This window comes from Streptomyces sp. NPDC002057 (genome assembly GCF_040296665.1).
In the GTDB taxonomy this organism is placed as follows: Bacteria; Actinomycetota; Actinomycetes; order Streptomycetales; family Streptomycetaceae; genus Streptomyces.
Window position 1 is genome coordinate 124391 of the sequence record NZ_JBEOXR010000005.1, and the last position, 13821, is coordinate 138211.

A 13821-nucleotide genomic window follows, 5' to 3' on the forward strand; every position below is an offset into this window, starting at 1 on the left:
GCCCCCAGCCCCGGAGCCCCGCGGCCCGGGCCGGCATCAGAACGCCGGGGTGTTCAGCTCGATGGAGCGGACGGCGGCGGCCAGCGCGAGCGGGTCGCCCACGTCGAGCGCCGTGTCCGTGAACTTGATCGTGTGGTCGTCCCCGTGCGCCGCCGCCCGTTCGAAGACCTCCTCGGCGGTGAGGGAGGTCGTCGCGTACGGGCCCGCCTCCGGCGGTGTGTACGCGGCGGTCACCGCGGCCGCCGCCGCCCACGCCGCCGCCAGACTCGGCGCCCACAGCTCGCGGGGGAGCGCGGGCAGGGCGCGCAGCACGGCGTTCGGCGCGGTCGCGGCGTGCACCAGCATGATCGGCTCGCCGTGGCCGTGGGTCGCGTACCGGTGCGTCGCCGCCGTCACCAGGTCGGTGAGCAGCGCCCGAGCCGTGTCCGGGTCCGGCGCCGTGCCCCAGTCGGGGAAGGCCGTCAGCTGCGCGAGCCGGGCCCGGATCCCGCCGTCCTGCTCCGGGACCGGCGGTACGGCGTCGAGGGCGGCGGCCGCGTCCGGCGCCACGGCCAGCGGGGTCAGCGACGGGAGGGGCCGGTGGCGGGCTGCCCAGTAGCCGAGGGCGTGCGCCAGCTCGGCCCGGCGCGGCGCCGTCCCGGCCTCCCCGGGCGTCAGGAGGGTCCGTACGGCGTGACCGGTGCGGATCACGGGGTGCGTGGCACCTCCCGCGATGCCCGGGAGCAGCCGGGGCCACCACTCGGCGAGGACCTCCCGCCAGGGGCGCGCCTCGGCGCCGTCGAGCTCCCGCGCGAAGAAACGGGTCCAGTCGGTGGTCCGGGCCGGGTCGCCGAGCGCCTCGTGCCAGTCGCCGGCGGTGACCGGGCGGGACGGGGGCGGCGGCTCCTCCAGCTTGTGGGCGTACTGATCCAGCCAGCGGTGCACGGCCGGGGCGCGGCCGTGGCGGACCAGGGCCTCGACGGCCATGGGGGCGTGGTTGCTGAGCCAGCCGTCGCGCTCGGGGCCGGTGGTGTGGAGGCGTTCGAGGGCTTCGTCGAGGGTGCCGGACGCGTCGGCGCCGGGTGCGGGCGTGCGGTGCGGGGCGTCGTCGGCGCGGTGCGGGGCGGCGCCGGACGGGGCGGCGCCGGGTGCGTCGGTGCTGGACAGGGCGGTGCCGGGTGCGTCGCTCATGGGGCGACGCTAGGGCGGGGAGGGGCGGGGGCGTAACGGGCTGGGGACCTAGGCCTCCCGCCCGAGGCCGCGAGGACGGCCCGTCCGGGGCCGGAGGCGCGGGCCCTTCCGGGCCGGAGGTCCTCTCCTTCGGCATCCCGGGAGGGGCGGGCAACCCATCGGCCCGTCCCGGCGTCTGAACAGACGGCGGCGCGTGTGATCGCGGTCTCACCGACAGTGTGGTCGAGGGCCTCGCGAGCGGCGCCGGGAAACCCTCCGTGCCCGGTCTGACCTGCACTTCCGTGGATATCGAAGGCATGCCCCCAGGGGCGGCGGCCGCGCAGGATACTGCATGATCGCGAAAATCCATGTGCCGGGTGGGAATTCTGTCCTGATTCCAGTCGTTGTTTCCGTCGGATGCAGGGCACCCGAAAGGGTGTCGCGACCTACTCAGCAAGGGAGCACGCATGGCAACCCGTGCCGTCGCCCGTCGTCAGACCTCCGCCAAGAGCGGGGCCGGCCGGGCAAGCAGCGTTCGCGCCGTGGGCGGGGAGATCGCCGACCGCGACCTGGTCGGCATGTACCTCGACGAGATCGCGCGCACACCCCTGCTCGACGCCGCCAAGGAGGTCGAGCTCTCCCAGACGATCGAGGCGGGTGTCTACGCCCGGCAGATCCTCGAGGGGGAGATCGAGAGCGAGGCGGGCGGAGCCGCCCGTGAGGAGCTCGAAGCGCTGGTCGCCGCGGGCGAGCGGGCCAAAGAGCTCTTCATCAAGTCCAACCTGCGGCTCGTCGTGGCCGTCGCCCGGCGCTACCCGCGCAGCGGACTTCCGTTGCTCGACCTGATCCAGGAAGGGAACGCGGGCCTGGTGCGCGCGGTCGAGAAGTTCGACTACGCGAAGGGCTTCAAGTTCTCCACGTACGCGACGTGGTGGATCCGCCAGGCCATCACCCGGTCCATCGCCGACCAGTCCCGCACGATCCGGCTCCCCGTCCACCTGGTGGAGGAGCTCGGTCGGATCAGGCGGGTGCAGCGCGAGTTCAACCGGGAGAACGGGCGGGAGCCCGAGCCCGCGGAGGTCGCCACGGAGCTCGGTTCGACGCCGGAGCGGGTCGTCGACGTGCTGGACTGGGCGCGCGACCCGGTCTCGCTGAACATGTCGGTGGACGACCAGGGCGAGACGCAGTTCGGCGACCTCCTGGAGGACACGTCGGCGGTCTCGCCGGAGCAGTCGGTGCTCACGCTGCTGCGCAGCGAGGAGCTCGACGACCTCATCGACAAGCTCGACCACCGGACGGCGTCCATCATCCGGATGCGGTACGGGATCGAGGACGGGCGCGAGCGGACGCTGACGGAGGTCGGCAAGCAGCACGGCCTCACGCGTGAGCGGATCCGCCAGATCGAGAAGCACGCGCTTCTGGAACTGAAGAAGATGGCCCACGACACGGGCTTCGACGCGGTGGCCTAGTGCGGCCGGAGAGAGGGGCCCGGGGACGTATCCGTCCCCGGGCCCCTCTCCGCGTTCACCCCCGTGTCGACGCGGCCAGGCGGCCCGCCAGGTGTTCCACGTACTGGTGGAGGGAGCCGGGGCCGTGGATCGTGAAGGGGGCGTCCACCAGGGCCAGGCGGAGGGCCAGCCATTCGACGGAGTCCGCCGAGCGGGTGCGGAGCCGGCAGGTGGTCGGGCCCGTCGGGGTGGGGACCAGGTGGGAGGGGAGGCGGGCCGTGACGAAGTCGGCGGGGGCCTCGAAGGTGACGTCCAGGTCGAGTTCGGGCTGGGTCCGGGACATGGAGCGGGCGAGGAGCTGGGCGGCGTCGCCGGCCGGCAGGTCGCGCGGGGTGAAGCGGGCTCCCGTGGCGAGCGGGTCGCTGACCCGGTCCACCCGGAAGGTGCGCCAGTCGTCGCGCTCCAGGTCGTAAGCCACGAGGTACCAGCGGTGGCCGGTGGAGACCAGTCGGTAGGGCTCGACCAGGCGTTTCGTCTCGGCCCCGTCGCCCGCCCGGTAGCCGAAGCGCAGTTTCTCCCGGCCCGTCACCGTGCCCGCCAGGGTGGTCAGGGTCGCGGGGGCGACCGTGGCGCCGTCGCCCCGCGTCAGGGGGAGCGTCGCGTTCTGGAGGGTGGAGACCCGGTGCCGGAGGCGGGCCGGGAGGACCTGTTCCAGCTTGGCCAGGGCCCGTACGGACGCCTCCTCCACGCCCTCGATGGCGTGCCCGGCCCCGGCGCGCAGGCCGACGGCGATGGCGACGGCCTCCTCGTCGTCGAGGAGGAGCGGCGGCATGGCCGTGCCGGCGACGAGGCGGTAGCCGCCGACCGCGCCGAGGGTCGCTTCGACGGGGTAGCCGAGGTCGCGGAGCCGGTCGATGTCCCGCCGGATGGTGCGCGGGGAGACCGAGAGCCGTTCGGCGAGTTCGCTTCCGGGCCACTCGCGCGGGGTCTGAAGGAGCGAGAGCAGGTTCAGGAGTCGTACCGGGGTGTCCGTCATACGTTTCAGAATGCGGGCCATCTAGGCCATCTTTTGACCTAGATGGCCTTTATCTTCTCCGTATGAGTGCACACGACGCCGGCGTCACCACGGACGCGGCCCCCACCGACACGAGCGACAAGCGACGCTGGATAGCCCTGGCCATCGTCATGACGGCCGCCTTCATGGACCTGGTCGACGCGACGATCGTCAACATCGCGATCCCCAGCATCGAGCGGGACCTCGGCGCCTCCTTCGGGGCCATCCAGTGGATCACCGCCGGGTACGCGCTCGCGTTCGCCGCCGGACTGATCACCGGCGGACGCCTCGGTGACATCTACGGCCGCAAGCGGCTCTTCCTCCTCGGCACGGCGGGCTTCACGGTCGCCTCCGCGCTCTGCGGCTTCGCGGCCAACCAGGAGATGCTGGTCGCCTCCCGCCTCCTCCAGGGCGCGGCGGCCGCGATGATGGTGCCGCAGGTCCTCTCGATCATCCACGTCACCTTCCCGGCGCACGAGCGCGGCAAGGTCTTCGGCCTCTTCGGCGCGATCATCGGTCTCGGCGCGGTCTCGGGCCCGCTGCTCGGCGCGCTGCTCACGCAGTGGAACATCGCGGGCCTGGAGTGGCGGCCGATCTTCCTGATCAACCTGCCGGTCGGCATCGCGGGCCTGCTGCTGGGACGCAAGTTCATCACCGAGTCGAAGGCGCCCAAGGCGCTCCGCCTCGACATCGTGGGCATGCTCCTGGTGACGGCCGCGCTGCTGATGCTGATCTACCCGCTGACGCGCGGCCGCGAGCTGGACTGGCCGCTGTGGGGCCACCTGATGATGGCCGGCAGCGTGCTCGTGTTCGCCGCGCTCATCGCGTACGAGAAGTACAAGACGGCGAAGGACGGTTCGCCGCTCGTCGAGCTGTCGCTGTTCAGGGTGAAGAGCTTTGCGGCGGGCATCGCGGTGCAGCTGACCTTCGGCGTCGTGATGGGCATCTTCTTCCTGGTCTGGACGCTGTACATGCAGATCGGGCTCGGCTGGAGCCCGCTGCGGGCGGGCCTGACCGGGGTGCCGTTCTCCATCGCGGTCTCGACGGCCGCCGGTCTCTCGGTGCAGAAGCTGGTGCCGCGCTTCGGCCGGAAGGTGCTCCAGGCGGGCGCGCTGACGATGATCGCGGGCGTGCTGCTCTACCTCTTCGAGGCCGGGCGGTACGGGTCCGGGATCGAGTCCTGGCAGATGATCCCGCCGCTGGTGGTCATGGGTCTCGGCATGGGTCTGATCGTGGCGCCGCTGACGGACGCGGTCCTCTCGGAGGTGCCGAAGGAGCACGCGGGGTCGGCCTCCGGTCTGATCAACACGACCGGGCAGATGGGCAACGCGCTCGGGCTCGGCCTGGTGTCGGTGGTCTTCTTCGGCGTGATCGACGGCAAGCCCGCGCCGAAGTCCCCGGCCGAGGCGGGGGCGGCGTTCACGGACGCCTTCCAGAACGCGATGGGCTGGGTCGCGGGCGTGCTCGCCGTGATCTTCCTGGTGATGTTCGCGCTTCCGGCGAAGCCGAAGCAGCACCTGGAGGGTGGCGGTGACGACGACGGCGTCGTGATCGAGAAGGAGCCGGCGCTCTCGCACTGAGCCGCCCACGCGGCTGAGACAGGCCTGCGGCAGCTCTGCGGCAGGCAGGGCCCCACCCCCGGGACACGTCCGGGGGGTGGGGCCCTTCGTCGTGCCCGGGCGGGCCGGTCGGCCCCCGGTGCTCCGTGCCGACGACCCCCGCTGTTCCGTCCGGACGGCCCCCGCCCCTCCATCCGTGCAGGGTCGGACGACCCCTCATGTCCGTTTGTGCCTGAATCACGCCCGAATCCGTTTACTTTGCGGAAGCCCGGGCGTAGCCTGACCCTGAAACCACAGGTTCGGGCATCGAACGGACGTAAAACCTCATGTACGCACCGGAGCGTCAGCAACAGATCCTGCGGCTCGCCCGCGAGAGCGGACGCGTCGACGTCCTCTCCCTCGCCGAGGAGTTCCAGGTCACCGCCGAGACCGTACGGCGTGACCTCAAGGCCCTCGACCGGGCCGGGCTCGTCCGCCGGGTGCACGGCGGCGCCATCCCCGCCGGGCGGCTCGACTTCGAGCCCGACCTCGCCGAGCGGGAGTCCACCGCCGCCGACGAGAAGGACCGGATCGTCCGGGCCGCCCTCGCCGAACTGCCCGAGGAGGGCAGCGTCGTCCTCGACGCCGGCTCGACCGTCGCCCGGCTCGCCGCCGAGTTCCCCCTCGACCGCGCGCTGACCGTCGTCACCCACGCCCTGCCCGTGGCCGCCCGCCTCGCCGACCACCCCGGCATCGACCTCCACCTCGTCGGCGGGCGGGTACGGCACCGCACCCGCGCCGCCGTCGACGCCTGGGCGCTCCGGGCGTACGGGGAGATCCGCGCCGACGTCGCCTTCGTCGGCGCCAACGGCTTCTCGCCCGAGCACGGACTCACCACCCCCGACCTCGCCGAGGCCGCCGTCAAGCGGGCCGTCGTCGCCGCCGCCCGCCGGGTCGTCCTCCTCGCCGACTCCGCCAAGCACGGCCAGGAGCACTTCGCCCGCTTCGGCGACCTGACCGACGTCGACCTGATCGTCACCGACAGCGGCCTCGGTCCCGAGGACGCCGCCGCCATCGAGGCGGCCGGAACGGAGGTCGTCCGCGCATGATCCTCACCGTCACCCCCAACCCCTCCCTGGACCGGACGTACGAGGTCCCCGCCCTGGAGCGCGGCGCCGTGCTGCGCGCCGCCGCCGAGCGCGTCGACCCCGGCGGCAAGGGCGTCAACGTCTCCCGGGCCGTCGCCGCCGCCGGACACCGCACCGTCGCCGTCGTCCCGCTCGGCGGGGCCCCCGGCGCGCTCGTCGCCCGGCTCCTCGCCGGCCGGGGCATCGAGGTCGCCCCGGTCCCGGTGGCCGGCCACACCCGCTCCAACATCGCGCTCGCCGAGCCGGACGGGACCCTCACCAAGGTCAACGCGCCCGGCCCGGAGCTGACGGAGGAGGAGTCGGAGACCCTGCTCGCGACCGTCGGCGCCCACTCGCCCACCGCCGACTGGATCGCCTGCTGCGGCAGCCTCCCGCGCGGCCTCGCGCCCGAGTGGTACGCCCGGCTCGTGACCCGCGCCCACGGCGCCGGGGCCCGGATCGCCCTCGACACCTCCGGTCCGTCCCTGCTCGCGGCGCTCACCGCCCGCCCGGACGTCGTCAAGCCCAACGCCGACGAGCTGGCCGAGGCCGTCGGCCGCCCCCTGCTCACCGTCGGCGACGCGGTCAAGGCGGCGGAGGAGCTCCGGGGACTGGGCGCGGGCGCCGTCCTCGCCAGCCTCGGCGCCGACGGACAACTCCTCGTCTCGGCGGCCGGCGTCTGGTTCGGCTCGGCCCCGGTGGACGCCGTCCGCTCCAACGTGGGGGCCGGTGACGCCTCCCTCGCGGGCTTCCTCGCGGCCGGCGGCGAAGGGCCCGGCGCCCTCGCGGCCGCCGTCGCCCACGGCGCGGCCGCCGTCCAGCTGCCCGGCAGCGAGATGCCCACCCCGGGCGACCTGGATCCGGCGGCGGTCACGGTGACCGCCGACGTACCCCTCGACCGAGTACTCAGCGAGCAAGGGAGCCCGCGATGAGCAGGATGATCGCCGCGGATCTGGTCGATCTCGACCTGTCCGCCGACACCAGGGAGGCGGCGGCCCGTTCGCTCGCGGAGCGCATGGTCGCCCGCGGCCGGGTGACCGACCTGGACGGCTTCCTCGCGGACGTCGCCGCCCGCGAGGCCCAGATGCCGACCGGCCTGGACGGCGGCATCGGCATCCCGCACTGCCGCAGCGCCCATGTCACCGAGCCGACCCTCGCCTTCGGCCGCTCGGCCGCCGGTGTCGACTTCGGGGCCCCGGACGGTCCGGCGGACCTGATCTTCCTGATCGCCGCCCCGGCGGGCGCGGACGACGCCCACCTGACGATCCTCTCCTCGCTCGCCCGCCACCTGATGGACGAGGAGTTCACGCGCGCCCTGCGCGCCGCGACCTCACCGGCGGAGGCGGCGGCGCTGATCGCGGGGGAGGAGCCGGAGCCGGAGCCGGAGCCGGCGGGGGAGCCGCAGCCGCAGCCGGAGTCGGAGTCGCGGTCGGCGGGGGAGCCGTCGGCTTCGGCGTCGGTTTCGGGGCGGGGCCCTGAGGCCGACGCGCCCTTCCGGATCGTCGCCGTCACCTCCTGCCCCACCGGCATCGCCCACACCTACATGGCCGCCGAATCCCTGGAGAAGGCCGGCCGTACGGCCGGAGTGGAGCTGGTGGTCGAGACGCAGGGCTCCGCCGGGTTCACCCGGCTCGATCCGGCCGTCGTCGCCGCCGCCGACGGCGTGATCTTCGCCCACGACGTGCCCGTACGGGAGAAGGAGCGGTTCGCCGGAAAGCCGACCGTCGACGTCGGCGTCAAGGCCGGCATCAACCGTCCCGCCGAACTGATCGCCGAGGTCCGCGAGAAGGCCGCGCGCGGCGAGGTCTCCGCACCCGCCACCGCCGCCACGCCCGTCGACAGGGCGGGCGAACCCGGCGAGGGGTACGGCACCAGGCTCCGCAAGTGGCTCATGTCCGGTGTGAGTTACATGGTCCCGTTCGTCGCCGCCGGAGGCCTCCTCATCGCCCTCGGCTTCGCCCTCGGCGGCTGGGACATCGACAAGGCCCCGTCCGTCACCGAGCACTTCGCCTGGGGCCAGGTCGACAGCTGGGCCGCCCTGATGTTCCAGATCGGCGGGCTCGCGTTCAGCTTCCTCGTACCGGTCCTCGCCGGCTACATCTCGTACGGGATGGCCGACCGTCCCGGTCTGGTCCCCGGGTTCGTCGGCGGCGCGATCGCGCTCACCGTCAACGCGGGCTTCCTCGGCGGACTCGTCGCCGGTCTGCTCGCGGGCGGCACCGTCCTCGCCATCCAGAGGGTGAGGATCCCACCGGTCCTCAGGGGCATCATGCCGGTGGTCGTGATCCCGCTGGTGTCCTCGATCGTCGTCGGCTTCCTGATGTTCCTCGTCGTCGGCAAGCCCATCGCCTCGCTCCAGAAGGCGCTCACCGACTGGCTGTCCGGGCTCTCCGGCGCCAACGCGGTCATCCTCGGCGTCCTCCTCGGCCTGATGATGTGCTTCGACCTGGGCGGTCCGGTCAACAAGGTCGCGTACGCCTTCGCCGTCGGCGGCCTCGCCAACCCGAACGAGGGCTCCCTCAAGGTCATGGCCGCCGTGATGGCGGCGGGCATGGTGCCGCCGCTCGCGATGGCCCTCGCCACGGCCGTCCGGGGCAGGCTCTTCACCCGGACCGAACGCGAGAACGGCAAGGCGGCCTGGGTCCTCGGGGCCTCGTTCATCTCCGAGGGCGCGATCCCGTTCGCCGCCGCCGACCCGCTGCGGGTCATCCCCGCGACGATGGCGGGCGGCGCGGTCACCGGCGCCCTGTCGATGGCCTTCGAATGCACCCTGCGGGCCCCGCACGGCGGGCTCTTCGTCCTCCCGCTGACCGGCAACCCGCTGCTCTACCTGCTCGCGATCGTCGCGGGCACGGTCGTCAGCGCCGGACTCGTCATCCTCCTCAAGGGTGCCCGGAGGACCGCCCCGGCGGTGGAGCCGGACGGGGAGTCGGCCCAGGCCGGGACCGGGGTGACCGTCGCGGCCTGACCCGCGCGGAACGGACCGGGGGCGGCGGGCTCGTGGAGCCCGCCGCCCCCGGCCGTGTCCGGCGGGATTCAGCGCACCCGGGGGCGGGACTCCATCGCCTCGCGGGCCGCGCGCTCGTCCTCGTACACCTCGCACATGTGGCGACCGTCCGGCGTCGCCGTGTGTTCGACCTCCCAGAGGCTGACCTCGCTGCCGTCCAGCAGCAGGAACTGGTGCTCGTAGAGGGTGAAGCCGGCGTCCCGGCCGCCCTCCGGCGGGCAGTGGCGCCCGAAGGCCTGGGTGATGTGGTGCGCGAAGGCCAGCCGGAGCCGGCGGGCCGTCCGCTCGCCCGGCCGGTCCGCGTTCTCCGCGCGCCGCAGGACGCGGCGCGCGTGGTCGGCGGAGTTGTCCGGCACGTACATCCGGGGCTGGGCGGGTATCGGCCGGGCGAGCAGGGCGCTCAGCAGCTCCAGGTCGTCGTCCTCGTCGAGGGCCCGGCCGTCGGACCGCTCGGCGGTCCACCCCGGCGGCGTGCCGGTCGGGAGGCGGGAGGCGGCGAGCCGGGCCTCCGCCTCCTCCGCGTACAGCTCGTGCTGCTCGGTGCCGTCCCGGCCCGCGTTGTGCGTGAGTTCCCAGAGGCTGAGCGCGGAGCCGTCGCTCAGCAGGTACGTGTGGCGGTAGGTGCTGCGGTGGAGCGACGCGCTGTGGTGCGAGGAGTGCAGCGCGCTGGAGTGTGCGAGCGCCGTGCCGAGGCGCTCGACGGTCGAGTCGGGCAGATCGAAGGAGTTGAGCGCCCGGCCGAGGAGCCGCTCAAGGTGCGTCTCGGTCGTCTCGTACGGATCGTGAGGATCCTGCGGATCGTTCAAGAGGGTCTCCAGGCCGTCGCCGCATGTCACTTGGTGCTTGCTTAACGTAGTCCCTGGGTCTGACATCGTGTCCGGCGTTCCGGAAAACGAAGGGCGTACGGGGGAAGTTCCCGCCCCGTTTCCGCCGTCCGTACCCAACTCCCTTGAGCTTACCGGGAGTACGGGCCCGAAAGCTCTCCGTAGAGCTCGCCGTACGAGGGGAAGTCCCCGCCCGGTCCGCGCCGGCCGCCGGGGGCGGCGAGGACCGCCCGGACGATCGCCCGGGTCACCAGGTCGGCGCCGGCCGCCAGGATCTCGTTCAGGGCGAGCGGGCCGGGCGCCTCCGGCAGCTCCCGCGCCCCGGTGGCGAGCGCGAAGACGGTGTCCCCGTCGTTCATCAGGTGCACCGGGCGCAGGGCGCGCGCGATGCCGTCGTGCGCCGTCCCGGCGACCTTCCGCGCCTGCGCGCGGGTCAGCACCGCGTCCGTGGCGACGACGGCGAGCGTGGTGTTCAGCGGGGGAGGGGCGGCCGCCGCCCGGGCCTCCGCGAGGCGCCGCACCGCCGCGTCGTGCACCGCCGCGTCGGGGAAGGAGGGCCGGCCTCCGTCGTAGTAACTCCCGTACAGCGCGCCCGTCGCCGGGTCGACGGCGGAGCCCACCGCGTTCACCACCACCAGGGCGCCGACCGTGATCCCCGACTCCAGGACCGTGCTCGCCGTGCCCACCCCGCCCCGGAGGCCGCCGACCACGGCGCCCGTGCCCGCGCCGACGGCACCCGTCTCCACGCGCGCGTGGTCGCCGCTCGCGTCGGCGGCCTCCGCCGCCGCCCGCCCCGTCGACGCGTCCGGCCGGGCCCCGAAGTCGCCGCCCCTGCCCAGGTCGAAGACGCACGCGGCGGGCACCACCGGCACCACGTGGGACGGATCGGGGCCCACCCGCACGCCCCGGTGCCGCTCCTCCAGCCAGGCCATCACCCCGGCGGCGGACTCCAGGCCGTACGCGCTGCCCCCGGTCAGGACGACCGCGTCGATCCGCTGGACGACGTTCCTCGGGTCCAGGGCGTCCGTCTCCCGTGTGCCGGGCCCCCCGCCCCGTACGTCCACGGCGGCGACCATCCCGCCCTCCGGGGCCAGCACCACCGTGGTGCCGCTCAGCGCCCCGGCCCCGGCCACGCGCGCGTGCCCCACGCGCAGACCGCTCACATCGGTGATCCCGTCCCGGGGCCGCCCTCCGTCCCCGTCCCGGTCCCCGTCGTGTCCACGTGTCCGCTCGGGCTCAGTCATGTCCCTTGCCTACCACGCGCGTCGGCGCGGCGCCCGGGTCCGGGCCGGGGTGTCAGGCGCCCGTGGCGGCCGTGCCCGGCCCGCCCCTGGTGGCCGGGTTCCTCGCCGCCAGGGTCACCCCGACGACCACCGTGGCCGCCGCGACCAGACCGGCGACCAGGACCGCCCAGTGGCCGGCGAAGGAGGACATCAGGATCGCGAGCGCCGAGACGGGCAGGACGAGCTGCTGGGCGATGCCCACCTTGAAGTAGCGGGCGTGCAGGAGCCACACGGACAGCAGGAACACGGCCGACGGGATCGTCACCGACGCGGAGGCGGCGAGCGTGGAGATGTGCGCCTTGCCGACGGCCTGCTCCACGGCGATCTCCAGGCCCGCGCCGACGGCGGCGGCCGACGCGAAGATCACGTAGTGGCCGTACCCCCACAGGAAGCCCTGGCGGTTGGAGGTCAGCCGGTCGTGGGCGGGGACGACGAAGTAGATCCACCAGGCGGCGAAGACGAGCAGCAGACCGCCGGCGGCGATCGGCAGCACCTCGCCGAGGGCGTCGTTCTCCGCGATGCCGGTCTTCACGGCGACGGTCGCGGCCGCGACGGTCTCACCGAGCACGATGATGGTGAACAGGCCGTACCGCTCGGCGATGTGGTGCGGGTGCCAGGTGCTGGACGCGTCCTTCTCCGCGTACACGGGCACGGCCAGCTCGGCCACCACCATGGCGAGGAAGATCCAGGGGCGGGCCGGCTCCGGCACGAGGACCAGCGCGAGCCAGCCGATCTGGCAGGCGAGGACCCCGCCCGCGTACCGCCGGCACATCGTCCGCTCGGCGGGGTCGGTGGCGTGGTGGGCGGCGCGCAGCCACTGCGAGGCGAGCGCGAGCCGCATGACGAGGTAGCCGAGGTAGAGGACGAGGAAGTCGTGCTCCTCGAAGGCCCTGGACACCCCGGCCGCGAGGATCAGCACGCCGGCGATCTGGACGAGGGTGACGACGCGGTACAGCACGTCGTCGTTGTCGTAGGCCGAGGCGAACCAGGTGAAGTTCATCCACGCCCACCAGATCGCGAAGAAGATCATCGCGTAGTTGATGATCCCCTCGCCCGCGTGGCCCTCGGCGACCGCGTGCACGAGCTCCGCGCCCGCCTGGGCGACGGCGACGACGAAACACAGGTCGAAGAAGAGCTCCAGGGGCGTGGCGGCCCGGTGCGACTCCGCGCGGGAGCGCGCGGTGAGGGGGAGGAACGGTTGCGTCATGGACCCAGCACAGCAGAGGGCGTGGTTCTCCGGCCCGTATGCCACGCCACGGGGTACGGGGATCCGGGCAGGGACCGGGAGCGGGGTCCGGCAGGGGCCCGGCGCGGGTCCCCGTCCGTCGCCGCCTCCGCGTACCTCGCCGCCACCAGGCCCGCCACGCGCGCGTGGTCGGCGATCGGTTCCGCGACCGCCCAGGTGTCCGGGACCGTGGCGAGCGCGCGCGTGAAGCGGCCCGGGGCGAGGAGGTGGGTGGCCACCGCGACCCGGCGGAAGCCGTGGGCGCGCAGCCGCGCGACCGCGTCGGCCGGGGCCGGATCGCTCGCCGAGCAGTAGGCGGCGGTCACCGGGACCGGCAGGAGCAGGCCCAGCTGCCGGACCGCCGCGAGCGTGCCGTCGTTGCCGCCCGGCCGGGAGGAGCCCGCCCCGGCGACGACGACCGCGTCCGCGGGGCCGCCCGCCGCCCGCTCGGCGGCCCGCAGCCGGTCGTACAGCGCCAGCGCCACCCCGTGCTCGCCGCTCAGCCCGCGCGTCACCACGCAGTCGAAGTGGCGGGCGACGGCCGGGATGTCGACGGTGCGGTGGTAGCCGTCGCCGAGGAGCAGCGGGACGACGACCGCGCCCGGCCGGTCCGCGAGGACGTGCGGCAGGGAGGGCGTCTGGTGGTCGAGGTGGCCGACGGCGACCGGCGCGCCCGTGAGCCGGCGGACGGAGTCGGCGAGCCGGTCGACCGTCGCGCCCGCCCCGGGCAAGGCGCTCCCGTGCACGGCGAGGACCAGGTTCCGCGTCATCCGTACCTCCACCCGCCCCGGCCGTCGCGATGTCATCGGTGCCTCCACCCGCCCGCCCGCCCGTTCCGTTCCGGTTCGGTGCCGGGTGTCCGGGGCCCGGCGGCTCCCGGGCGGCTCCGCACGGCAGGCCGGGTGCCGCCCGGTCACCCCGGGGGCCGCGCGGCGGTGTCGTGCGCCGGCGCGGCCCCACCCGTTCACGCTAAGCCCGCGCCGCCGCCCCGCGCCCGCGCCGTTCGGCCCCGCCGGCAGGGCCGCAAGTCCCGGATCCTCGGGCCCTTCACGGCCCCGACACGCCCGTCCCGCCCCCCTACGGTCGGAAGGGCAGGACCCGGGAGGCGCAAGGGCAGGACCCGGGAGAACCCGAAGCACTCGTACGCGACCCCCCACGGAGACCGT

11 protein-coding genes are annotated in these 13821 nt (G+C 74.3%); 5 read left to right on the forward strand and 6 right to left on the reverse strand.

Annotated features, from left to right (window positions below):
* Nucleotides 1-36 precede the first annotated feature (36 nt).
* Entirely contained in the window at nucleotides 37-1170 is a 1134-nt protein-coding gene (locus ABT129_RS06465; RefSeq protein ID WP_351897328.1) for a questin oxidase family protein, read from the reverse strand.
* Nucleotides 1171-1616: 446 nt separating this feature from the next.
* On the opposite strand from ABT129_RS06465, the gene ABT129_RS06470 reads away from it, so the two are divergent.
* Nucleotides 1617-2618 (forward strand): sigma-70 family RNA polymerase sigma factor, encoded by a 1002-nt coding sequence (locus ABT129_RS06470; protein ID WP_351897330.1) that lies wholly within the window; start codon nucleotides 1617-1619, stop codon nucleotides 2616-2618.
* Nucleotides 2619-2673: 55 nt separating this feature from the next.
* Here ABT129_RS06470 and ABT129_RS06475 read toward each other — a convergent pair whose 3' ends face one another.
* Nucleotides 2674-3633, reverse strand: a complete 960-nt coding sequence (locus tag ABT129_RS06475) for a helix-turn-helix transcriptional regulator (protein ID WP_351897332.1) — start codon at nucleotides 3631-3633, stop codon at nucleotides 2674-2676.
* 62 nt (nucleotides 3634-3695) lie between these two features.
* Here ABT129_RS06475 and ABT129_RS06480 point away from each other — a divergent pair, with 62 nt between their 5' ends.
* From ABT129_RS06480 to ABT129_RS06495, 4 genes are all read left to right on the forward strand, one after another.
* Complete coding sequence (locus tag ABT129_RS06480; RefSeq protein WP_351897335.1) at nucleotides 3696-5231, forward strand: MFS transporter; 1536 nt, start codon at nucleotides 3696-3698, stop codon at nucleotides 5229-5231.
* Between the two features lie 305 nt (nucleotides 5232-5536).
* Nucleotides 5537-6298 carry a DeoR/GlpR family DNA-binding transcription regulator gene (locus ABT129_RS06485; RefSeq protein WP_351897337.1) on the forward strand — a complete coding sequence of 254 codons (762 nt, stop codon included), beginning with the start codon at nucleotides 5537-5539 and terminating at the stop codon, nucleotides 6296-6298.
* Entirely contained in the window at nucleotides 6295-7248 is a 954-nt protein-coding gene (gene pfkB / locus ABT129_RS06490; protein WP_351897339.1) for a 1-phosphofructokinase, read from the forward strand. Before ABT129_RS06485 ends, pfkB begins: the two co-directional genes overlap by 4 nt.
* Nucleotides 7245-9284: a PTS fructose transporter subunit IIABC gene (locus ABT129_RS06495; RefSeq protein WP_351897342.1), complete on the forward strand. Its 2040-nt coding sequence runs from the start codon at nucleotides 7245-7247 to the stop codon at nucleotides 9282-9284. Before pfkB ends, ABT129_RS06495 begins: the two co-directional genes overlap by 4 nt.
* A 68-nt stretch (nucleotides 9285-9352) precedes the next feature.
* On the opposite strand, the gene ABT129_RS06500 is transcribed toward ABT129_RS06495, so the two are convergent.
* From ABT129_RS06500 to ABT129_RS06515, 4 genes are all read right to left on the reverse strand, one after another.
* Nucleotides 9353-10195, reverse strand: a complete 843-nt coding sequence (locus ABT129_RS06500) for a DUF6227 family protein (RefSeq protein WP_351897344.1) — start codon at nucleotides 10193-10195, stop codon at nucleotides 9353-9355.
* A gap of 83 nt (nucleotides 10196-10278) precedes the next feature.
* Nucleotides 10279-11391, reverse strand: a complete 1113-nt coding sequence (locus tag ABT129_RS06505) for a P1 family peptidase (RefSeq protein ID WP_351897347.1) — start codon at nucleotides 11389-11391, stop codon at nucleotides 10279-10281.
* A gap of 52 nt (nucleotides 11392-11443) precedes the next feature.
* Nucleotides 11444-12637, reverse strand: a complete 1194-nt coding sequence (locus ABT129_RS06510; RefSeq protein WP_351897349.1) for a low temperature requirement protein A — start codon at nucleotides 12635-12637, stop codon at nucleotides 11444-11446.
* Nucleotides 12634-13425, reverse strand: coding sequence for a sirohydrochlorin chelatase (locus ABT129_RS06515; RefSeq protein WP_351897350.1), 792 nt, complete (start codon nucleotides 13423-13425; stop codon nucleotides 12634-12636). The genes ABT129_RS06510 and ABT129_RS06515 overlap by 4 nt, the downstream gene beginning before the upstream one ends.
* Nucleotides 13426-13821 lie beyond the last annotated feature (396 nt).

Excerpts from the sequence above, each read along its gene's own strand:
- ABT129_RS06500 (WP_351897344.1), bottom strand. The coding sequence starts at position 10,195 with ATGTCAGACCCAGGGACTACGTTAAGCAAGCACCAAGTGACATGCGGC.
- pfkB (WP_351897339.1), top strand. The coding sequence starts at position 6,295 with ATGATCCTCACCGTCACCCCCAACCCCTCCCTGGACCGGACGTACGAG.
- ABT129_RS06505 (WP_351897347.1), bottom strand. The coding sequence starts at position 11,391 with ATGACTGAGCCCGAGCGGACACGTGGACACGACGGGGACCGGGACGGG.
- ABT129_RS06480 (WP_351897335.1), top strand. The coding sequence starts at position 3,696 with ATGAGTGCACACGACGCCGGCGTCACCACGGACGCGGCCCCCACCGAC.
- ABT129_RS06495 (WP_351897342.1), top strand. The coding sequence starts at position 7,245 with ATGAGCAGGATGATCGCCGCGGATCTGGTCGATCTCGACCTGTCCGCC.
- ABT129_RS06470 (WP_351897330.1), top strand. The coding sequence starts at position 1,617 with ATGGCAACCCGTGCCGTCGCCCGTCGTCAGACCTCCGCCAAGAGCGGG.
- ABT129_RS06465 (WP_351897328.1), bottom strand. The coding sequence starts at position 1,170 with ATGAGCGACGCACCCGGCACCGCCCTGTCCAGCACCGACGCACCCGGC.
- ABT129_RS06510 (WP_351897349.1), bottom strand. The coding sequence starts at position 12,637 with ATGACGCAACCGTTCCTCCCCCTCACCGCGCGCTCCCGCGCGGAGTCG.
- ABT129_RS06515 (WP_351897350.1), bottom strand. The coding sequence starts at position 13,425 with ATGACGCGGAACCTGGTCCTCGCCGTGCACGGGAGCGCCTTGCCCGGG.
- ABT129_RS06485 (WP_351897337.1), top strand. The coding sequence starts at position 5,537 with ATGTACGCACCGGAGCGTCAGCAACAGATCCTGCGGCTCGCCCGCGAG.
- ABT129_RS06475 (WP_351897332.1), bottom strand. The coding sequence starts at position 3,633 with ATGACGGACACCCCGGTACGACTCCTGAACCTGCTCTCGCTCCTTCAG.